The 18,582-nt window shown below is 72.6% G+C and carries 23 protein-coding genes; 4 read left to right on the forward strand and 19 right to left on the reverse strand.

From position 1 onward, the window contains the following. Nucleotides 1–67: 67 nt before the first annotated feature. The 9 genes from trpA to hisI all read right to left on the reverse strand — a co-directional run bounded on the left by trpA (nt 68) and on the right by hisI (nt 7,104). Nucleotides 68–886 carry a tryptophan synthase subunit alpha gene (gene trpA / locus ACZ7MX_RS27645; RefSeq protein WP_472135932.1) on the reverse strand — a complete coding sequence of 273 codons (819 nt, stop codon included), beginning with the start codon at nt 884–886 and terminating at the stop codon, nt 68–70. Beyond that, nucleotides 886–2,178, reverse strand: a complete 1,293-nt coding sequence (trpB, locus tag ACZ7MX_RS27650) for a tryptophan synthase subunit beta (RefSeq protein ID WP_472135933.1) — start codon at nt 2,176–2,178, stop codon at nt 886–888. The genes trpA and trpB overlap by 1 nt, the downstream gene beginning before the upstream one ends. 110 nt (nt 2,179–2,288) lie before the next feature. Then, the gene (trpM, locus tag ACZ7MX_RS27655) at nt 2,289–2,471 is read right to left on the reverse strand and encodes a tryptophan biosynthesis modulator TrpM (protein ID WP_472135934.1); all 183 of its coding nucleotides are present in this window, start codon (nt 2,469–2,471) and stop codon (nt 2,289–2,291) included. A 20-nt stretch (nt 2,472–2,491) separates the two neighbouring features. Further along, nucleotides 2,492–3,301 carry an indole-3-glycerol phosphate synthase TrpC gene (gene trpC, locus ACZ7MX_RS27660; protein WP_030413643.1) on the reverse strand — a complete coding sequence of 270 codons (810 nt, stop codon included), beginning with the start codon at nt 3,299–3,301 and terminating at the stop codon, nt 2,492–2,494. A gap of 151 nt (nt 3,302–3,452) precedes the next feature. Further along, nucleotides 3,453–3,899 (reverse strand): DUF2752 domain-containing protein, encoded by a 447-nt coding sequence (locus ACZ7MX_RS27665; protein ID WP_472135935.1) that lies wholly within the window; start codon nt 3,897–3,899, stop codon nt 3,453–3,455. Between the two features lie 159 nt (nt 3,900–4,058). Beyond that, a complete protein-coding gene (locus ACZ7MX_RS27670) occupies nt 4,059–4,301 on the reverse strand; it encodes an HGxxPAAW family protein (RefSeq protein WP_472135936.1) in 243 nt (80 codons plus the stop codon). An 85-nt stretch (nt 4,302–4,386) separates the two neighbouring features. Continuing rightward, the gene (locus ACZ7MX_RS27675; RefSeq protein WP_472135937.1) at nt 4,387–5,103 is read right to left on the reverse strand and encodes a TIGR02234 family membrane protein; all 717 of its coding nucleotides are present in this window, start codon (nt 5,101–5,103) and stop codon (nt 4,387–4,389) included. Nucleotides 5,104–5,170: 67 nt separating this feature from the next. Next, on the reverse strand, nt 5,171–6,706 hold the full coding sequence (locus ACZ7MX_RS27680) for an anthranilate synthase component I (RefSeq protein WP_472135938.1): 1,536 nt from the start codon (nt 6,704–6,706) through the stop codon (nt 5,171–5,173). An 11-nt stretch (nt 6,707–6,717) separates the two neighbouring features. Further along, nucleotides 6,718–7,104, reverse strand: coding sequence for a phosphoribosyl-AMP cyclohydrolase (gene hisI / locus ACZ7MX_RS27685; RefSeq protein ID WP_472135939.1), 387 nt, complete (start codon nt 7,102–7,104; stop codon nt 6,718–6,720). A gap of 39 nt (nt 7,105–7,143) precedes the next feature. Here hisI and ACZ7MX_RS27690 point away from each other — a divergent pair, with 39 nt between their 5' ends. After that, a complete protein-coding gene (locus tag ACZ7MX_RS27690) occupies nt 7,144–7,293 on the forward strand; it encodes a hypothetical protein (protein ID WP_472135940.1) in 150 nt (49 codons plus the stop codon). Nucleotides 7,294–7,339: 46 nt separating this feature from the next. Here the strand turns inward: ACZ7MX_RS27690 and ACZ7MX_RS27695 are convergent, their stop codons facing one another. Continuing rightward, a complete protein-coding gene (locus ACZ7MX_RS27695; RefSeq protein WP_472135941.1) occupies nt 7,340–7,972 on the reverse strand; it encodes a TIGR03085 family metal-binding protein in 633 nt (210 codons plus the stop codon). Nucleotides 7,973–7,982: 10 nt separating this feature from the next. Then, on the reverse strand, nt 7,983–8,954 hold the full coding sequence (locus ACZ7MX_RS27700; protein WP_472135942.1) for a LysR family transcriptional regulator: 972 nt from the start codon (nt 8,952–8,954) through the stop codon (nt 7,983–7,985). Nucleotides 8,955–9,084: 130 nt separating this feature from the next. Between ACZ7MX_RS27700 and ACZ7MX_RS27705 the strand changes: the two genes are divergently transcribed. From ACZ7MX_RS27705 to ACZ7MX_RS27715, 3 genes are read left to right on the forward strand one after another with little or no spacing between them, the layout of a single operon-like run. Continuing rightward, nucleotides 9,085–9,753, forward strand: coding sequence for a succinate dehydrogenase (locus ACZ7MX_RS27705; RefSeq protein WP_472136009.1), 669 nt, complete (start codon nt 9,085–9,087; stop codon nt 9,751–9,753). A 2-nt stretch (nt 9,754–9,755) separates the two neighbouring features. After that, complete coding sequence (locus tag ACZ7MX_RS27710; RefSeq protein WP_472135943.1) at nt 9,756–11,705, forward strand: fumarate reductase/succinate dehydrogenase flavoprotein subunit; 1,950 nt, start codon at nt 9,756–9,758, stop codon at nt 11,703–11,705. Then, the gene (locus ACZ7MX_RS27715; protein WP_472135944.1) at nt 11,702–12,445 is read left to right on the forward strand and encodes a succinate dehydrogenase/fumarate reductase iron-sulfur subunit; all 744 of its coding nucleotides are present in this window, start codon (nt 11,702–11,704) and stop codon (nt 12,443–12,445) included. Before ACZ7MX_RS27710 ends, ACZ7MX_RS27715 begins: the two co-directional genes overlap by 4 nt. Nucleotides 12,446–12,473: 28 nt before the next feature. Here ACZ7MX_RS27715 and hisF read toward each other — a convergent pair whose 3' ends face one another. Genes hisF through hisD form a run of 8 tightly spaced genes read right to left on the reverse strand, consistent with a single transcriptional unit; the run spans nt 12,474 to nt 18,282 of the window. Then, nucleotides 12,474–13,238 (reverse strand): imidazole glycerol phosphate synthase subunit HisF, encoded by a 765-nt coding sequence (hisF, locus tag ACZ7MX_RS27720; protein ID WP_472135945.1) that lies wholly within the window; start codon nt 13,236–13,238, stop codon nt 12,474–12,476. Continuing rightward, the gene (locus ACZ7MX_RS27725) at nt 13,235–13,672 is read right to left on the reverse strand and encodes a RidA family protein (RefSeq protein ID WP_472135946.1); all 438 of its coding nucleotides are present in this window, start codon (nt 13,670–13,672) and stop codon (nt 13,235–13,237) included. Before ACZ7MX_RS27725 ends, hisF begins: the two co-directional genes overlap by 4 nt. Beyond that, nucleotides 13,669–14,394, reverse strand: a complete 726-nt coding sequence (gene priA, locus ACZ7MX_RS27730) for a bifunctional 1-(5-phosphoribosyl)-5-((5-phosphoribosylamino)methylideneamino)imidazole-4-carboxamide isomerase/phosphoribosylanthranilate isomerase PriA (RefSeq protein ID WP_472135947.1) — start codon at nt 14,392–14,394, stop codon at nt 13,669–13,671. The genes ACZ7MX_RS27725 and priA overlap by 4 nt, the downstream gene beginning before the upstream one ends. Before the next feature lie 5 nt (nt 14,395–14,399). Continuing rightward, entirely contained in the window at nt 14,400–15,050 is a 651-nt protein-coding gene (gene hisH / locus ACZ7MX_RS27735; protein WP_472135948.1) for an imidazole glycerol phosphate synthase subunit HisH, read from the reverse strand. Then, the gene (locus ACZ7MX_RS27740; RefSeq protein ID WP_030413628.1) at nt 15,047–15,211 is read right to left on the reverse strand and encodes a hypothetical protein; all 165 of its coding nucleotides are present in this window, start codon (nt 15,209–15,211) and stop codon (nt 15,047–15,049) included. Before ACZ7MX_RS27740 ends, hisH begins: the two co-directional genes overlap by 4 nt. A gap of 4 nt (nt 15,212–15,215) precedes the next feature. Continuing rightward, nucleotides 15,216–15,809: an imidazoleglycerol-phosphate dehydratase HisB gene (gene hisB / locus ACZ7MX_RS27745; RefSeq protein ID WP_030413627.1), complete on the reverse strand. Its 594-nt coding sequence runs from the start codon at nt 15,807–15,809 to the stop codon at nt 15,216–15,218. Continuing rightward, nucleotides 15,806–16,930 (reverse strand): histidinol-phosphate transaminase, encoded by a 1,125-nt coding sequence (locus ACZ7MX_RS27750; protein WP_472135949.1) that lies wholly within the window; start codon nt 16,928–16,930, stop codon nt 15,806–15,808. Before ACZ7MX_RS27750 ends, hisB begins: the two co-directional genes overlap by 4 nt. 26 nt (nt 16,931–16,956) lie before the next feature. Further along, nucleotides 16,957–18,282 (reverse strand): histidinol dehydrogenase, encoded by a 1,326-nt coding sequence (gene hisD, locus ACZ7MX_RS27755; RefSeq protein ID WP_472135950.1) that lies wholly within the window; start codon nt 18,280–18,282, stop codon nt 16,957–16,959. Nucleotides 18,283–18,582 lie beyond the last annotated feature (300 nt).

The following is an 18,582-nucleotide window of genomic DNA, read 5'->3' on the forward strand; positions in this document are numbered from 1 at the left end:
GTCGCTGTGGACGTCCGCCCGGCCGCCCGCCGTCCCCGGCCGGCGGCCGTCCCTCGGGCCGGCGGCTTCAGAAGCGCTTGCGCACGCCCTCGGCCAGCTCGCCCGCCAGGGCGCGCACCCCGGCGAGACCGGCCGGTTCGTCGCCGTCGGCCTCCAGCAGCCGCTTGACGAACGCCGAGCCGACGATCACCCCGTCCGCGAACTGGGCCACCTCGGCGGCCTGGGTGGCGTTGGAGACGCCCAGGCCGACGCAGACCGGCAGCTCGGTGGTCGCGCGGGTGCGGCCCACCAGTTCCTGGGCCTCCAGGCCGACGGATTCGCGGGTGCCGGTGACGCCCATCAGCGAGGCGGCGTAGACGAAGCCGCTGCCGGCCGCGGTGATCTTGGCGAGCCGCTCGTCCCGGCTGCTCGGCGCGACCACGAAGACGGTGGCCAGCCCGTGCTGCTCGGCGGCCTTGCGCCACACCTCGGACTCCTCGACGGGGAGGTCCGGCAGGATGCAGCCGGCGCCGCCGGCCTCGGCCAGGTCGGCGGCGAACCGCTCGACGCCGTAGGCGTCGACGGGGTTCCAGTACGTCATGCACAGCACCGGTGCCCCGGTGGCGGCCTGCACCTCGCGGACCGTGCGGATGACGTCGACGATCTTCAACCCGCCGCGCAGCGCGATGTCGTCGGCGGTCTGGATGACCGGGCCGTCCAGGACCGGGTCGCTGTGCGGCAGTCCGACCTCGACGATGTCGCAGCCGCCGTCCAGCATCTCGGTCATCGCGCGGATACCGCCGTCGACGGTCGGGAAACCGGCCGGGAGGTAGCCGACGAGCGCGGCGCGGTTCTCCGCCTTGGCCTGCGCCAGTACGGAATTGAGCAGTTCGAGGTTGCCCGCCATCACTTCTCCCCCTCGCCGGTCGGCTGGATCACGCCGTTGACCTCGGCGCGCTCGCCCTCGGCGGCTTCGTCGTCGTACAGCCCGAAATACCGCGCCGCGGTGTCCATGTCCTTGTCGCCGCGGCCGGAGAGGTTGACCAGCAGCAGGCCGTCGGGGCCCAGCTCGCGGCCGACCTCCAGGGCGCCGGCCAGCGCGTGGGCGCTCTCGATGGCCGGGATGATGCCCTCGGTCTGCGACAGCAGCCGCAGTGCCTGCATCGCGGCGTCGTCGGTGACCGCGCGGTACTCGGCGCGGCCGACGTCCTTGAGGTAGGCGTGCTCGGGGCCGATCCCGGGGTAGTCGAGGCCGGCCGAGATGGAGTACGGCTCGGTGATCTGGCCGTCCTCGTCCTGGAGGACGTAACTGCGCGAGCCGTGCAGGATGCCGGGGGTGCCCTCGGTGAGGGTGGCGGCGTGCTCGCCGGTCTCGACGCCGTGGCCGCCCGGCTCGCAGCCGATCAGCCGGACGTCGGTGTCGGGCAGGAAGGCGTGGAACAGGCCGATGGCGTTGGAGCCGCCGCCGACGCAGGCGAGCGCGGCGTCCGGCAGGCGGCCGGCGCGCTCCAGGATCTGCCGGCGGGCCTCGACGCCGATGACGCGGTGGAAGTCGCGCACCAGGGCCGGGAAGGGGTGCGGGCCGGCGACCGTGCCGAAGAGGTAGTGGGTGCGGTCGACGTTGGCGACCCAGTCGCGGAACGCCTCGTTGATGGCGTCCTTGAGGGTGCGGCTGCCGGACTTCACGGCGATGACCTCGGCGCCGAGCATCCGCATCCGGGCCACGTTCAGAGCCTGGCGCCGGGTGTCGACCTCGCCCATGTAGATGGTGCAGTCGAGGCCGAAGAGGGCGCAGGCGGTGGCGGTGGCGACGCCGTGCTGGCCGGCGCCGGTCTCGGCGATGACCCGGGTCTTGCCCATGCGCTTGGTGAGCAGCGCCTGGCCCAGCACGTTGTTGATCTTGTGCGAGCCGGTGTGGTTGAGGTCCTCGCGCTTGAGGAACACCCGGGCGCCGCCGGCGTGTTCGGCGAACCGCGGCACCTCGGTGAGCGCACTGGGGCGCCCGGTGTAGTTGACGAGCAGGTCGTCGAGTTCGCGGGCGAACGCGGGGTCGTTCTTGGCCTTGTCGTACTCGACGGCGACCTCGTCGACGGCGGCGACGAGGGCCTCCGGGATGAACTTGCCGCCGAACGCGCCGAAATAGCCCTCGGCGCTGGGGACCAGACCCTCAGGGTCAGGAATGAAGAACTCGCTGGGCATGCGGAAACCTCACGGGTGAGTGTAGGGACTCTGATCGCCGTGGGCGGGGGTGTCAGTACGCGGCCGCGGGCCTGGGCGGCCGGCCTCGGTCACGCGGCGGCAGCCGCATGTCAGTACTGTCCCGCGCCCCTGTCGGGGCGCCATCGCATGCCGTTGATCTGGCCCGGCTCCGAGCCGATGTGGTACCTGACCCGGCGGCCGCGGACCCGGCGGGCCGGCGCCCGGCAGCCGCGGTGCCACGAGGGCAGCGCGGAGCGCTTGGCCTCGGGGCGGCGGGCGGCGGCGGTGGTCATGTCGGTGTGCTCCCGGGCCCTCAGGCCCGCCCGTGGCGGATCGCCGGGTGGGAACCGGCGGCGACCAGGTCGGCCACCGCGGTCTTGGGGTCCTTGCCGGTGACCAGCGACTCGCCGACCAGGACCGCGTCCGCGCCGTCGTTGGCGTAGGCGATCAGGTCGTGCGGTCCGCGGACACCGGACTCGGCGATCTTGACGATGTGGTCCGGGATCTCGGGGGCGACCCGGGCGAAGTTGCCACGGTCGACCTCCAGGGTCTTGAGGTTGCGGGCGTTGACGCCGATGATCCGGGCGCCGGCGTCCACCGCGCGGGCGACCTCTTCCTCGTCGTGCACCTCGACCAGCGGCGTCAGCCCGATCGACTCGGCCCGCTCGATCAGCGAGACCAGCGCCTCCTGCTCCAGCGCGGAGACGATCAGCAGGGCGAGGTCGGCACCGTAGGCGCGGGCCTCCCACAGCTGGTAGGCGGTGACGATGAAGTCCTTGCGCAGCACGGGGATGTCGACCCGGGCCCGGACGGCCTCCAGGTCGGCCAGCGAACCGCCGAACTTGCGCTGCTCGGTCAGCACGGAGATCACCGCGGCGCCGCCGGCCTCGTAGTCCGCGGCCAGGCCGGCCGGGTCGGCGATCGCGGCCAGCGCGCCCTTGGAGGGGCTGGAGCGCTTGACCTCGCAGATGACCGTGACGCTCTCGCCCTTGAGTGCCGCGACACCGTCCATCGCGGGGCGCGCCTTACGGGCCCGCTCCTTGAGCTCGTCGAGGGAGGTGTGCGCCTGCCGCTCGGCCAGGTCGGCACGGACCCCGTCGATGATCTCGTCGAGCACACTCACGCGAGCGGCCTCCTTCTTGAGCGGGGGAGGTGGACAGTGGCCCGTGGGACGCACTGCCCCACCCGGCTCTCCGATGGTATCCGCCGCGGGGTGCAGGTCCCGCATCCGGTTGACCGTGGTCCCACAAGCTGGACACCTCCGCGCCGGCGGTTCATGGCGCCAGGCCACTGCCGAAGGGAAGGTTGCGGACGGCCGTGAAGACCAGCAGCAGGCCGCCCAGCACCCACCAGTGCACGGCGCGCGGCTGCGGTCCCGCCGTGCGGAGCCCGCGGGCCGCCCGGCCGAACCAGACCGCCCAGAAGGCCGCACCGGCGGCGCAGGCGGCCACCAGGAGGGCGTTGGCGGCCAGCGCGGCACCGAGGTCCGCGTGGACGAGGGCATGGGCGCTGCGGAGGCCGCCGCAGGCCGGGCAGAGCACGCCGGTGAGGTGCCGCAGCGGGCACACGGGGTAGTGGCCGGGCCGGTTGGGGTCGACGGCGCCCACGTAGCCGAAGGCCGCGAGGGCGGCGGTCAGGGTGCCCAGCGGGGCCCGGAGCCGGCGGGGCAGTCCGGCCGCCGGCGGGGCTGGGGGCCGGGCGCCGGCCGCGCGATCGCTCACGTGCCGATTGTGCGCGGGTATGCGCGAAGGCGCAGCTTCTCGGCCGCCGTACGGGGTGGACACGGACGGCGGGTACGGCACCCGGGGGTGGCGTACGGGCCGGGAAGCGGCGCCTTCGGGGGCAGGGCGGTCCGGAGGATCACCCGGTGCGGGGCGGGCTCAGCCCTCCTGCGGCTGCGCCTGGGGAGCACGGGCCTTCGCCGAGCGCTTGGGCTCCTGGCCCAGGCCGGCCGCGCGCATCAGACCGCCCACCACGGCGCCGGCGCCGATCAGGACCATGCCGGCCCAGAAGCCGGGCACGCTCCCCAGCACGATGAAGGCTCCGGCGACACAGAAGCCGATGAACGAGATGATGACGCCCGTCCAGGCTGCGGGGGTGTGTCCGTGGCCACTGCTCGACATGAGTGCTCCTCGTTGCTCTATCGCGCCGGGGTCCGGGCGCGGTGATCCTCGGCGTCCATTGTCACCGATGCCGGGCGGGGCCCCTTTACCGGGTGGGGTCCTCGCCGCGGTCCAGGGACTTCCAGATCTCCTCCGGGCGGTCCAGGTCCGGGGCCGCGGGGGTGCGGCGCGGGCCGCGGGCGCCGCCGGGCGTGCGCTCGTACCGGCCCGACATCGCAGGCCAGCGGCGCCCGTGGACCAGCGCCAGGACGCCGGCGACAAGCAGCAGCAGACCGCCGGCCGCGGCCACCCAGGGCCAGCCGGTGTGCGTGACGTGATGCACATCGGCGCCGGTCAGGCCGACGGCGGTGGCCGCCTTCTCGCGCAGGGCGGAGGTGTCGCCGTTGCCGAGCACCGCGGCGACGACGATGCCGGTGCCGCTGAGCGCCAGCAGCGAGGCGACCGCGATGCGGCCGGCCCGGCGGACCGCGAAGACGGCGACCAGCGCGGCCAGGCCGACCACGGCCAGTGCGCCGGGGACGCCGGTGACGTCGGCGCCGGTGACCGTGCGCGGCAGTTCGCCCTGGGCCAGCACCGCGGAGCCGCGGGCCCAGGTGCGGCCGGAGGCCAGCAGGGCCAGGCCGGCACCGACCGCGCCGGTCAGCAGCGCGAGCGCGAGGCTGCGCCGGGCGCCGCCGACGGCCCGGGCCGGACCGGACGGGTCGCCGGCCGGGGGCGCGGTCCCGTCCGAAGGCGCGGTGTCCGGGGCCTCGGTGGCGTCCGAGGGCTCGGTGGTGGCGGGGGTCTGCGGTGCGGCACTCACGCGTACCACTATCGCGCACCGGCCGGAGGGGGCCGGTGCGCGGGGGTGGTACCGGGCGGGAGGTGGGCTAGCGGCCCAGGCGGTTGGCGGTGTGCACGGCACGGAGCACCGCCGCCGCCTTGTTGCGGCACTCGGTGTCCTCGGCCACCGGGTCGGAGTCGGCGACCACGCCGGCGCCCGCCTGGACGTAGGCGGTGCCGTCCCGCAGCAGCGCCGTGCGGATCGCGATGGCGGTGTCGGAGTCGCCGGCGAAGTCGAGGTAGCCCACGCAGCCGCCGTACAGGCCGCGCTTGGTCGGCTCCAGCTCCTCGATGATCTGCAGGGCGCGCGGCTTGGGGGCGCCGGAGAGGGTGCCGGCCGGGAAGCAGGCGGTGAGCACGTCGAAGGCGGTGCGGCCCTCGGCGACCTGCCCGGTGACCGTCGAGACGATGTGCATCACGTGGCTGTAGCGCTCGATGGACATGAAGTCGACGACCTCGACGCTGCCCGGTGCGCAGACCCGGCCGAGGTCGTTGCGGCCCAGGTCGACCAGCATCAGGTGCTCGGCGCGCTCCTTGGGGTCGGCCAGCAGCTCGTCGGCGAGGGCCTGGTCCTCCTGGACGGACGCACCGCGCGGGCGGGTGCCGGCGATGGGGTGGACCATGGCCCGGCCGCCCTCGACCTTCACCAGCGCCTCGGGGCTGGAGCCCACCACGTCGAAGGAGCTGCCGTCGGCGGCCTCGAAGCGGAAGAGGTACATGTACGGGCTGGGGTTGGTGGCCCGCAGTACGCGGTAGACGTCCAACGCGCTTGCCGTACAAGGGGTTTCGAAGCGCTGGGAGGGCACCACCTGGAAGGCCTCGCCGGCCCGGATGCGCTCCTTGATGTCGTCGACGGCCTCCTGGTAGGCGGGGCCGCCCCATTCGGCGGTGTACGCGGGGACCTCGGACGGCGGCAGCGCGGCGGCGCCGGTCGGCGCGGGCCGGGCCAGGTCGTCGGCCATGGTGTCCAGGCGGGCCACCGCGTCGGCGTACGCCTCGTCGATGCCGGTGTCGAGGTCGTTGTGGTTGATCGCGTTGGCGATCAGCAGGACCGTGCCGTTCCAGTGGTCGAGGACGGCGAGGTCGGAGGTGAGCAGCATGGTCAGCTCGGGCAGCCGGAGGTCGTCGGCGGTGCTGTCGACGATCTTCTCCAGGCGGCGCACGATGTCGTAGCCGAGGTAGCCGACCATGCCGCCGGTGAAGGGCGGCAGTCCCGCGCCCTCGATGAGGTCGCGCGGGGTGTGCAGGGTCTCGACGGTGGCGCGCAGGGCGGCCAGCGGGTCGCCGTCGGTGGGCACGCCGACCGGCGGGGTGCCGAGCCAGTGCGCCCGGCCGTCGCGGGTGGTGAGGGTGGCGGCGCTGCGGACGCCGATGAAGGAGTAGCGCGACCACGTGCGGCCGTTCTCGGCGGATTCCAGCAGGAAGGTGCCGGGGCGCTCGGCGGCGAGTTTTCGGTACAGCCCGACCGGTGTGTCGCCGTCCGCGAGCAGGCGCCGGGTGACGGGAATGACCCGCCGGTCCTTGGCGAGCGTACGGAAGGTGTCGAGGTCCGGATGGGCGGTGCCGGTGGTTCCCGTGGTCATGGCAGCGGAGCCTACTGGTCCCGGGGGTCCCCGGTCGTCAGCACATCGGCGTCGAAGCAGGTGCGGGCGCCGGTGTGGCAGGCGGCGCCGACCTGGTCGACCTTCACCAGGAGGGTGTCCGCGTCGCAGTCCAGGGCGACCGACCGGACGTACTGGACGTGGCCGGAGGTGTCGCCCTTGACCCAGTACTCCTGGCGGCTGCGGGACCAGTACGTGCAGCGTCCGGTGGTCAGGGTGCGGTGCAGCGCCTCGTCGTCCATCCAGCCCATCATCAGCACCTCACCGGTGTCGTACTGCTGGGCGATGGCGGGCACCAGACCGTCGGCGCCGCGCTTGAGGCGGGCGGCGATCGCGGGGTCCAGTGCGGAGTCGGCGAGGGGCGTGCGGCTGCTGCTCATGGCTCCATTGTGCCGTGCGGGCCCTGTCATCCTGCAGATATGCCCCCGCAACCGCCACCGCCCGTACCACCGCCCCCGCCGCCGGAGCCGGACCGGGCCGCGCGGGTGGCGGCGCGGGTGCTGGCGGCGGTGTTCGCGGCGGCGGTGGTGGTGGCGGTGGTGGTCGTCCTGGTGCTGCTGCACCGCTGAGGGCGCGGCGTCTTTGGGCCGGCGCTCCCGCCGGCCCGGACGCGCCTCAGATGCCGAGCTTCGCGGCCAGCAGCCGGTCGACCGCTTCCTTGTCGCCGTCCAGCTGCACGTCGGCGGCTTCCTGCCGGCCGAAGGCGAACATCGTCAGCTCGCCCGGCTCGCCGACGACCGTGACGACCGGTGTGCCGCGGTGGGCGACCGCCGTGCGCCCGTCCGGGCGGCGCAAGACCAGCCCGACCGGTGACGTGCGGCCCAGCACCCGGGCCATCCGCTCGATCCGGGTCCACAGCGCGTCCGCGAAGACGGGGTCCAGCGCGCGGGGGGTCCATTCGGGGCGGGCGCGCCGGACGTCCTCGGTGTGGACGTAGAACTCGACGGTGTTGGACGCCTCGTCGACCGGCTTGAGCGCGAACGGCGACAGCCGCGGCGGGCCGGTCCTGATCAGGTGGATCAGCTCGCCGTACGGTTTGGCCGCGAATTCCGCCTGCACCCGCTGCAGCCGGGCCGCGAGCGGTTTGACCAGCAGCCCGCCGGCGGCGTCGGCGCGCCGCTCGCGGACGACCAGGTGGGCGGCCAGGTCCCGGGTGGTCCAGTTCTCGCAGAGCGTCGGCGCCTCGGGCCCGGCGCTCTCCAACAGGTCGGCGAGGAGGAGTCGTTCACGCTTCGCATGGGTCGACATAGCGGCCAGCCTACGGCCGGTCGCGATCACCTGCCACGGCGCCGCGCGGCGCCGGGCGAGGGGCAGAACCCCCGCCGGGGCCGGGCGACGGCTCCAGGCCCAGGTGTGCCTTCAGGATGCGTTCCAGTTCGCGGGCGGCACGGGGCGGGGAGACGTCGCCGCGGTGGGCGACGGAGACGACGCGGTGCATGCCGGGGGTGGCGAAGGGGGTGATCCGCAGGCCGGAGCGTTCGGCGACCATGCTGGGCACCACGGCGATGCCCAGGCCGGCGCGGACGAAGCCGAGGACCGCGTCCATCTCGCCGCCCTCGACGGTGAAGGTCGGCTCGAAGCCGGCCGCGCGGCACGCCGCGGTGGTGAATTCCCGCAGGTCGTAGCCGCGGCGGAACATGGCGAGCGGGCGGCCGCGGAGGTCCTCGACGCGGATCCTGGTGCGCCGGCCGGTCACCGGGGCGGGCCGGTCGGGGGCGGAGACCACGACCAGTTCCTCGCGCAGCAGCTCGGAGGTGGCCAGGGCGGGGGCCTGGACGGGCAGCGGGGTGATGATCAGGGCGAGGTCGAGTGCGCCGTCGGCCAGGGCGCGTACCAGGTCCTGGGAGCCGTCCTCGGTGACGATCAGGTCGACGCCGGGGTAGGCGGCGTGGAAGGCGCTCAGCACGTCGGGGACGAGGCTGGCGCAGAGGCTGGGCGGGGCGCCGAGCCGCAGCCGGCCGCGGCGCAGCTGGGCGACCTCCTGGACCTCGCGGCGGGCGGTCTCGGCGTCGGCGAGGATCCGGCGGGCGAGCGGCAGCAAGGTCTCGCCGGCGTCGGTGAGGGCGATGTGGCCGCGGGCGCGGTGGAAGAGCTCGGCGCCCAGCTCCCGTTCCAGGGACCGGATCTGCTGGGACAGCGAGGGCTGGGCGACGTGTTCGCGCTCGGCGGCGCGGGTGAAGTGGCGGGTGTCGGCGACCGCGGTGAAGTAGCGGAGCTGCTGCAGCTGCATGCGGCGACGGTACGGCATCGATAGGCCCAGCCTATGGAGATGAGCCGGAGCATGTCTTGGACTGATGGCGGCCCGCTCCTTACGGTCGGGACCCATGGCACTGGGCATACGGACGGACCGACGGCCGTCCATGACGCAACGGCTCTGGGACTCGACCGTCGGCAAGAAGACCGTGATGGCCGTGAGCGGGCTGGTCATGCTGCTCTACCTGGTCGTCCACATGATCGGGAACCTGAAGATCTTCTTCGGGCCGGGCGAGTTCGACCACTACGCGCACTGGCTGCGGACGGTGGGCGAGCCGTTCATGCACGAGGAGTGGACGCTGTGGCTGGTCCGCGTCGTCCTCATCGTCGCCGTCGTCGCCCACGCCACGTCCGCGTACCAGCTCAGCCGCCGCGACCTCAAGGCACGCCCCGCCCAATACGTGCACAAGAGGCGGCGCGCGAGCTACGCGACCCGCACCATGCGCTGGGGCGGGATCATCCTCGGTCTGTTCCTCGTCTGGCACCTGCTCGACCTGACGACCGGGACCGTGCACCCCGGCTTCCGGCCCGGCCACCCGTACCAGAACGTGGTGGACACCTTCTCCACCTGGTACGGCAACGTCATCTACCTCGTCGCGATGCTGGCGCTGGGCCTGCACGTCCGGCACGGCTTCTGGAGCGCCGCGCAGAGCCTCGGCGTCGGCAGCCGCACCCGTGACCGCCTGCTGAAGACCACCGCCAACGTCCTCGCGCTGGTGCTGACGGTGGGCTTCGTCGCCGTACCCGTCGCCGTCATGACCGAAGTGGTGAGCTGACCATGTCTCCTTACGCCGACTACGCGACCGGGGAGCCGGTCGCCGACACCAAGGCGCCGGCCGGGCCGGTCGCCGAGCGCTGGGACACCCGCCGCTTCGAGGCGAAGCTGGTCAACCCGGCCAACCGCCGCAAGCACACCGTCATCGTCGTCGGCACCGGGCTCGCCGGCGGTGCGGCCGGTGCCACGCTCGCCGAACAGGGCTACCACGTCGAGCAGTTCTGCTACCAGGACTCCCCGCGCCGCGCCCACTCCATCGCCGCGCAAGGAGGCATCAACGCGGCGAAGAACTACCGCAACGACGGCGACTCGATCCACCGGCTCTTCTACGACACCGTCAAGGGCGGCGACTTCCGGGCCCGCGAGTCCAACGTCCACCGCCTCGCCCAGATCTCCGTCGAGATCATCGACCAGTGCGTGGCCCAGGGCGTGCCGTTCGCCCGCGAGTACGGCGGTCTGCTCGACACCCGCTCCTTCGGCGGTGTCCAGGTCTCCCGCACCTTCTACGCCCGCGGCCAGACGGGCCAGCAGCTGCTGCTCGGCGCCTATCAGGCGCTGTCCCGGCAGATCGCGGCCGGGAACGTGACGATGCACCCGCGGACCGAGATGTTGGACCTGATCGTGGTCGACGGCCGGGCCCGGGGCATCGTGGCCCGCGACCTGATCACCGGCACGATCGACACGTACGTCGCGGACGCGGTGGTGCTCGCCTCCGGCGGCTACGGCAACGTCTTCTACCTGTCGACGAACGCCATGAACTCCAACGCGACCGCGATCTGGCGGGCGCACCGGCGCGGCGCGTACTTCGCCAACCCCTGCTTCACGCAGATCCACCCGACCTGCATCCCGCGCACCGGCGACCACCAGTCGAAGCTGACGCTGATGAGTGAGTCGCTGCGCAACGACGGCCGGATCTGGGTGCCGAAGGCGAAGGGCGACACCCGGCCGCCCGCCGAGATCCCCGAGCACGAGCGCGACTACTACCTGGAGCGCAGCTACCCGTCCTTCGGCAACCTCGTCCCCCGTGACATCGCCTCGCGCGCCGCGAAGAACGTCTGCGACGAGGGGCGGGGCGTGGGCCCCGGCGGGCAGGGCGTGTACCTGGACTTCGCCGACGCGATCGCGCGGATGGGCCGGGGGGCCGTCGAGGCCAAGTACGGCAACCTCTTCGACATGTACCAGCGGATCACCGACGAGGATCCGTACGAGGTGCCGATGCGGATCTACCCGGCCGTGCATTACACGATGGGCGGGTTGTGGGTCGACTACGACCTGCAGACCACCGTCCCCGGCCTGTTCGCGATCGGTGAGGCCAACTTCTCCGACCACGGCGCCAACCGGCTCGGCGCCTCCGCCCTCATGCAGGGCCTCGCCGACGGCTACTTCGTGCTGCCCGCCACCATCAACGACTATCTGGCGCGCCATCCGCACGAGGACGGGATCGGCGCCGACCACCCGGTCGTCCAGGAAGTCCTCGCCGGGACCGAGGACCGTCTGCACCTCCTCCTGGCCGTCGACGGCGACCGCACGCCCGACTCCTTCCACCGCGAACTCGGCGAGCTGATGTGGGAGTTCTGCGGTATGGCCCGTACGGAGGCGGGGCTCCGCAAGGCACTGGAGCGCATCCCGCAGATCCGCGAGGAGTTCTGGCGCCGCATCAAGGTGCCCGGTACCGGTGCGGAGTTCAACCAGTCCCTGGAGAAGGCCAACCGGATCGTCGACTACCTGGAGCTCGCCGAGCTGATGTGCCTCGACGCGCTGCACCGGGCCGAGTCCTGCGGCGGCCACTTCCGCGAGGAGTCGCAGACCCCGGACGGCGAGGCGGCCCGCCGGGACGACGCGTTCTCCTACGCGGCCGCCTGGGAGTTCACGGGTACGGGCCAGGCCCCGACCCTCCACAAGGAAGACCTGGTCTTCGAGTACGTCCACCCCACCCAGCGGAGCTACGCATGAGGCTCATCCTGCGCGTCTGGCGGCAGAAGAACGCCGACGCCGACGGCGCCATGTCCACGTACGAGGTGGACGGCATCTCGTCCGACATGTCCTTCCTGGAGATGCTCGACACGCTCAACGAGGAGCTCATCCTCCGGGGCGAGGACCCGGTGGCCTTCGACCACGACTGCCGCGAGGGCATCTGCGGCGCCTGCTCGCTCGTCATCAACGGCGACGCGCACGGACCCGAGCGGACGACCACCTGTCAGCTGCACATGCGGTCCTTCTCGGACGGCGACACGATCGACATCGAGCCGTGGCGCGCGTCCGCCTTCCCGGTGATCAAGGACCTGGTCGTGGACCGATCGGCCTTCGACCGGATCATCCAGGCCGGCGGGTACATCACGGCGCCCACGGGTGCTGCTCCCGAGGCCCACGCGACGCCGGTGCCCAAGCCCGACGCCGACTTCGCCTTCGAGCACGCCGAGTGCATCGGCTGCGGGGCGTGTGTCGCCGCCTGCCCGAACGGGGCGGCGATGTTGTTCACCTCCGCCAAGGTCAACCACCTGGGCGTCCTGCCGCAGGGCGCCCCGGAACGCGAGTCCCGGGTCCTGGACATGGTGGCGCAGATGGACGAGGAGGGCTTCGGCGGCTGCACGCTGACCGGTGAGTGCGCCACCGCCTGCCCCAAGGGCATCCCGCTGTTCAGCATCACGCGGATGAACCGCGAGTTCGTCCGGGCGGTGCGCAAGGGGCGCTGAGCGCCCCCCCGGGGCGGGGCACCGCAGGTCAGCGCACCGGGTGCCCCGCCTCGCGCAGGGTCTGCTTGACCTCGCCGATGCGGAGGTCGCCGAAGTGGAAGACCGAGGCGGCGAGGACCGCGTCGGCGCCGGCGGCGACGGCCGGGGGGAAGTGCGAGAGCTTGCCGGCGCCGCCGGAGGCGATGACCGGGACGGTGACGTGCTTGCGGACCGCCTCGATCATCTCGACGTCGTAGCCGTCCTTGGTGCCGTCGGCGTCCATGGAGTTCAGCAGGATCTCGCCGGCGCCGAGTTCGGCGGCGCGGTGGGCCCATTCGACCGCGTCGATGCCGGTGCCGCGGCGGCCGCCGTGGGTGGTGACCTCGAAGCCGGACGGCGTGCCGGCGTCGGTGCGGCGGGCGTCGACCGACAGGACCAGGACCTGGCTGCCGAAGCGTTCGGCGATCTCGCGGATCACGTCGGGGCGGGCGATGGCGGCGGTGTTGACGCCGACCTTGTCAGCGCCGGCGCGGAGGAGTTTGTCGACGTCCTCAGAGGTGCGGACGCCGCCGCCGACGGTGAGCGGGATGAAGACCTGTTCGGCGGTGCGGCGGACCACGTCGTAGGTGGTTTCGCGGTTGCCGGAGGAGGCGGTGATGTCGAGGAAGGTCAGCTCGTCGGCGCCCTCCTCGCCGTAGATCTTGGCCATCTCGACGGGGTCGCCGGCGTCGCGGAGGTTCTGGAAGTTGACGCCCTTGACGACCCGGCCGTTGTCGACGTCCAGGCAAGGGATGACTCGGACCGCCAGGGTCATCGCGGTTCTCCTTCGGGGGCCCGGGGTGCGTCCCCCGGGGTCGCGCTGTCGCGGAATGCTTCGAGTTCGATCTGCACCAGCACCCGCGGATCGACGAAGCCGGAGACCACGAGCACGGTCGCGGCGGGCCGCACGGCGTCGAAGAGCTCCTTGTGGGCCCGGCCGACGGCGTCCACGTCGCGCACGTGGGTGAGGTACATGCGGGTGCGGATGACGGATTCGGCGCCCAGGCCGAATTCCCGCAGCGCGTCGAGGCCCTGCCGGAAGGCCGCGAGCGCCTGTTCGTACGGGTCCCCCTCGCCGTGCAGCACCGTGCCGGTGAACGGCAGGGTGCCGGCGACGAGGACCCGGTCCCCGGCCGCGACGGCGCGTGCATGGCCGAAGGCGCCCTCCCAGGGGCTGTCGGACTGGACGCGCCGCACGGCCTCGCTCATCGGGACACCGCCTCCAGGGCTTCCTCCAGGGTGAACGCCTTGGCGTAGAGCGCCTTGCCGACGATCGCGCCCTCGACGCCCTCCGGTACGAGGCCCGCGATGGCCCGCAGGTCGTCGAGGGAGGAGACGCCGCCGGAGGCGACGACGGGGCGGTCGGTGGCGGCACAGACGTTCTTCAGCAGCTCCAGGTTGGGGCCCTGGAGGGTGCCGTCCTTGTTGATGTCGGTGACGACGTACCGGGCGCAGCCCTCGGAGTCCAGGCGGGCCAGCGTCTCGTAGAGGTCGCCGCCGTCGCGGGTCCAGCCGCGGCCGCGCAGCGTCGTTCCCCGGACGTCCAGGCCGACCGCGATCCGGTCGCCGTACTCGGCGATGATCTTGGCGACCCACTCGGGGTTCTCCAGCGCCGCGGTGCCGATGTTGACCCGGGTGCAGCCGGTGGCGAGCGCCGCGGCGAGCGAGGCGTCGTCGCGGATGCCGCCGGACAGCTCGACCTTGATGTCCATCGAGCGGGCCACCTCGGCGATCTGCGCGCGGTTGTCGCCGGTGCCGAAGGCCGCGTCGAGGTCGACGAGGTGCAGCCACTCGGCGCCGGCCCGCTGCCAGGCGAGGGCCGCCTCCAGCGGGTCGCCGTAGGAGGTCTCGGAGCCGGACTCGCCGTGTACGAGGCGGACGGCCTGGCCGTCGCGGACGTCGACGGCGGGCAGCAGTTCAAGCGTGTTCACAGCGTTCACAGCGTTTCGATCCAGTTGGTGAGGAGCTGGGCACCGGCGTCGCCGGACTTCTCGGGGTGGAACTGGGTGGCCCACAGCGGGCCGTTCTCGACCGCGGCCACGAACGGCTCGCCGTGCGTGGCCCAGGTGACCTTCGGTGCGGCGAGGTGCGGGTTGCCGATCTCCAGCTCCCAGTCGTGCACCGCGTAGGAGTGCACGAAGTAGTAGCGGGCGTCGGCGGGCAGCCCGGCGAACAGGTGCGAGTCCTCGGGGGCTTCGACGGTGTTCCAGCCCATGTGCGGGACGATGTCGGCCTTGAGCGGGCCGACCGTGCCCGGCCACTCGTCCAGGCCTGAAGTCTCCACGCCGTGCTCGATGCCGCGGCCGAAGAGGACCTGCATGCCGACGCAGATGCCCATGACCGGGCGGCCGCCGGCCAGCCGGCGCCCGATGATCCAGTCGCCGCGGGCCTCCTTCAGCCCGCGCATGCAGGCGGCGAACGCGCCCACACCGGGGACCAGCAGCCCCTCGGCGTTCATCGCCCGGTCGAAGTCCCGGGTGATCTCCACGTCCGCGCCGACGTGCGCCAGCGCGCGCTCCGCGGAGCGGACGTTGCCGAAGCCGTAGTCGAGGACGACGACCTTCTTACGGGAGGACGGGGCGGTCAATTCCACACCTCCAGCCGCAGCACACCGGCGGCCAGGCACATCGCCGAGCCGACGGAGAGCAGCACGATCAGGCTCTTGGGCAGCTGCTGCTTCCAGAAGGAGTAGACGCCGCCGAGGAGGAAGAGCCCGAGGAGGATGAAGACGGTCGACAGGCCATTCACGGGACTACAGGGCTCCCTTGGTCGACGGGATGATCCCGGCCGCGCGCGGGTCGCGCTCGCTGGCGTAGCGCAGGGCCCGGGCCAGGGCCTTGAACTGGCACTCCACGATGTGGTGGGCGTTGCGGCCGTACGGGACGTGCACGTGCAGGGCGATCTGCGCCTGGGCGACGAAGGACTCCAGGATGTGCCGGGTCATCGTGGTGTCGTACTCGCCGATCATCGGCGCCATCTTCTCGGGCTCGGTGTGCACGAGGTACGGGCGGCCGGAGAGGTCGACGGTCACCTGGGCGAGCGACTCGTCCAGCGGCACCGTGCAGTTGCCGAAGCGGTAGATCCCCACCTTGTCGCCCAGCGCCTGCTTGAAGGCGGCGCCGAGCGCGAGGGCGGTGTCCTCGATGGTGTGGTGGGAGTCGATGTGCAGGTCGCCGTCGGTCTTCACGGTGAGGTCGAACAGACCGTGCCGGCCGAGCTGGTCGAGCATGTGGTCGTAGAAGCCGACACCGGTGGCGATGTCGGTGCGCCCGGTGCCGTCGAGGTCTATCTCGACGAGGACCGAGGTCTCCTTGGTGGTGCGCTCCACGCGTCCTACGCGGTTCATGCCTGGGGCTCCTTCTTGAGTTCACGTACCGCGTCGAGGAACGCGTCGTTCTCCTCCGGGGTGCCGGCGGACACCCGCAGCCACCCCGGTACGCCGTTGTCGCGGACCAGCACGCCGCGGTCGAGGATCCGCTGCCACGCCGCGTGCGCGTCCTCGAACCGCCCGAACTGCACGAAGTTGGCGTCGGACGGGGTGACCTCGTAGCCGATCGCGCGCAGCTCGGTGACCAGCCGGTCCCGCTCCGACTTCAGCTGCTCGACGTACTTCAGCAGGGTGTCGGTGTGCTCCAGCGCGGCCAGCGCGGTGGCCTGGGTGACCGCCGAGAGGTGGTACGGCAGCCGTACGAGCTGGACGGCGTCCACCACCGCCGGGTCCGCGGCGAGGTAGCCGAGGCGCAGCCCGGCCGCGCCGAAGGCCTTCGACATCGTGCGGGAGACGACGAGGTTCGGCCGTCCGGCGAGCAGCGGCAGCAGCGAGTCGCCGTGGCTGAACTCGATGTACGCCTCGTCGACGATCACCATCGACGGCTTGGCCGCCTGGGCGGCCTCGTACAACGCGAGCACCGTCTCCGGCGGGACCGCGTTGCCCGTGGGGTTGTTGGGGGTGGTGATGAAGACGACGTCCGGCTTGTGCTCGGCGATCGCCTGCTCGGCCGCGGCGAGGTCGATCGTGAAGTCCTCGTTGCGCGGACCGGAGATCCAGCCGGTGCCCGTGCCGCGCGCGATGAGCGCGTGCATCGAGTACGAGGGCTCGAAGCCGATCGCGGTGCGGCCCGGTCCGCCGAAGGTCTGCAGCAGCTGCTGGATCACCTCGTTGGAGCCGTTGGCGGCCCACACGTTCTCGATGCCGAGCGGGTACCTGCCGGTCCTCGTCAGGTACCTGGCCAGCTCGGTGCGCAGCTCGACCGCGTCCCGGTCCGGGTAGCGGTTGAGGTCGCGGGCGGCCTCGCGCACCCGCTCCGCGATCCGCTCGACCAGCGGCTCGGGCAGCGGGTAGGGGTTCTCGTTGGTGTTGAGCCGTACCGGGACGTCCAGCTGCGGGGCGCCGTAAGGGGACTTGCCGCGGAGTTCGTCGCGCACCGGGAGGTCGTCCAGGCCGGTCACTGCGGAGTTGCGGGTCATGGGTGTGGTGCCTTGCTTCGTTCGCGTCACTTGCCTTCGGGGACCTTCCAGCCGAACCGGGCCTTGACGGCGGCCCCGTGTGCGGGCAGGTCCTCCGCCTCGGCCAGCGTCACGACGTGGTGCGCGACCTCGGCCAGCGCGTCCTGGGTGTAGTCGACGATGTGGATGCCGCGCAGGAACGACTGCACGGACAGTCCCGAGGAGTGGCAGGCGCAGCCACCGGTGGGCAGCACGTGGTTGGAGCCCGCGCAGTAGTCGCCGAGCGAGACCGGCGCCCACGGGCCGACGAAGATCGCGCCGGCGTTCCGCACCCGCTGGGCGACGGCGGCGGCGTCCGCGGTCTGGATCTCCAGGTGCTCCGCGCCGTACGCGTCGACGACCCGCAGGCCCTCCTCGACGCCGTCCACCAGCACGATCGCGGACTGCTTGCCGGACAGCGCCGGGACGATCCGGTCGTCGACGTGCCGGGTCGCGGCGATCTGCGGCTCCAGCTCCTTCTCGACGGCCTCGGCGAGCTCGACGGAGTCGGTGACGAGGACGGCGGCGGCCAGCGGGTCGTGCTCGGCCTGGCTGATCAGGTCGGCGGCGACGTGCGCGGCGTCGGCGGTGTCGTCGGCGAGGATGGCGATCTCGGTCGGGCCGGCCTCGGTGTCGATGCCGATGCGTCCGGTGAAGTAGCGCTTGGCGGCGGCGACCCAGATGTTGCCGGGGCCGGTGACCATGTTGGCCGGGGCACAGGTCTCGGTGCCGTACGCGAACATCGCGACGGCCTGGGCACCGCCGGCGGCGTACACCTCGTCGATGCCGAGCAGCGCGCAGGCGGCGAGGATCGTCGGGTGCGGCAGACCGCCGTGCTCCTTCTGCGGCGGGGACGCCAGCGCCGTCGAGGGGACGCCCGCCTCCTGCGCCGGGACGGCGTTCATGATCACGGACGACGGGTAGACCGACCGGCCGCCGGGGGCGTACAGCCCGACCCGCTCGACCGGCACCCACTTCTCGGTGACCGTGCCGCCGGGGACGACCTGGGTGGTGTGCGGGGCGCGGCGCTGGGCGCGGTGCACGATGCGGGCGCGCCGGATGGACTCTTCCAGGCTCGCGCGCACGGCCGGGTCGAGCTCCTCCAGGGCACGGGTGAGCGCGGCGGCCGGCACCCGGACCTGGTCGAGCGTGACCCCGTCGAACTTCTCCGCGTAACCGATCAGCGCCGCGTCGCCCCGATGATGCACGTCCTCGCAGATCGGCCGCACCTTCGCCAGGGCGGCTTCCACGTCGAACTCGGCACGGGGCAGCAGGTCGCGCAGGGCGCCGCCCTCGGGAAGGGCGTCACCGCGCAGATCGATTCGGGAGATCACGTCCCCAGTGTCTCAGACCCGCTCCTGCGCCCGGCCGCCCGTATCACTGGGTGATACACAGCGACGCAGGGTCCGGACGCACGGTGACGCCGCGCCGCGAAGTTGACCGGAGTTGGCCCTGACCACGCGTGTTCAACCGTTCACCGAGCGGGCAAGGGCCACGTAGCGGCGTACGGGGAGACCTGCGGGAGCGGCTGCGGGACGCGCGCGGACCGGCGCACGAAATGCGTCCGAACAGGTTGCGACACGCGAAGGCGGCGGAGCGGGCACGCGCCGCGGCGGACCACAGGACAGCAAGGG

Source organism: Streptomyces sp. NPDC107765, from assembly GCF_055657085.1.

Coding starts and splice junctions, on each gene's coding strand:
- hisB (WP_030413627.1), bottom strand. CDS start 15,809: ATGAACCGCGTAGGACGCGTGGAGCGCACCACCAAGGAGACCTCGGTC.
- trpM (WP_472135934.1), bottom strand. CDS start 2,471: ATGACCACCGCCGCCGCCCGCCGCCCCGAGGCCAAGCGCTCCGCGCTG.
- trpA (WP_472135932.1), bottom strand. CDS start 886: ATGGCGGGCAACCTCGAACTGCTCAATTCCGTACTGGCGCAGGCCAAG.
- ACZ7MX_RS27670 (WP_472135936.1), bottom strand. CDS start 4,301: ATGTCGAGCAGTGGCCACGGACACACCCCCGCAGCCTGGACGGGCGTC.
- ACZ7MX_RS27700 (WP_472135942.1), bottom strand. CDS start 8,954: ATGCAGCTGCAGCAGCTCCGCTACTTCACCGCGGTCGCCGACACCCGC.
- ACZ7MX_RS27710 (WP_472135943.1), top strand. CDS start 9,756: ATGTCTCCTTACGCCGACTACGCGACCGGGGAGCCGGTCGCCGACACC.
- ACZ7MX_RS27705 (WP_472136009.1), top strand. CDS start 9,085: ATGACGCAACGGCTCTGGGACTCGACCGTCGGCAAGAAGACCGTGATG.
- trpB (WP_472135933.1), bottom strand. CDS start 2,178: ATGCCCAGCGAGTTCTTCATTCCTGACCCTGAGGGTCTGGTCCCCAGC.
- hisF (WP_472135945.1), bottom strand. CDS start 13,238: ATGACCCTGGCGGTCCGAGTCATCCCTTGCCTGGACGTCGACAACGGC.
- ACZ7MX_RS27725 (WP_472135946.1), bottom strand. CDS start 13,672: ATGAGCGAGGCCGTGCGGCGCGTCCAGTCCGACAGCCCCTGGGAGGGC.
- ACZ7MX_RS27715 (WP_472135944.1), top strand. CDS start 11,702: ATGAGGCTCATCCTGCGCGTCTGGCGGCAGAAGAACGCCGACGCCGAC.
- hisI (WP_472135939.1), bottom strand. CDS start 7,104: ATGAGCAGCAGCCGCACGCCCCTCGCCGACTCCGCACTGGACCCCGCG.
- ACZ7MX_RS27680 (WP_472135938.1), bottom strand. CDS start 6,706: ATGACCACGGGAACCACCGGCACCGCCCATCCGGACCTCGACACCTTC.
- ACZ7MX_RS27750 (WP_472135949.1), bottom strand. CDS start 16,930: ATGACCCGCAACTCCGCAGTGACCGGCCTGGACGACCTCCCGGTGCGC.
- ACZ7MX_RS27690 (WP_472135940.1), top strand. CDS start 7,144: ATGCCCCCGCAACCGCCACCGCCCGTACCACCGCCCCCGCCGCCGGAG.
- ACZ7MX_RS27695 (WP_472135941.1), bottom strand. CDS start 7,972: ATGTCGACCCATGCGAAGCGTGAACGACTCCTCCTCGCCGACCTGTTG.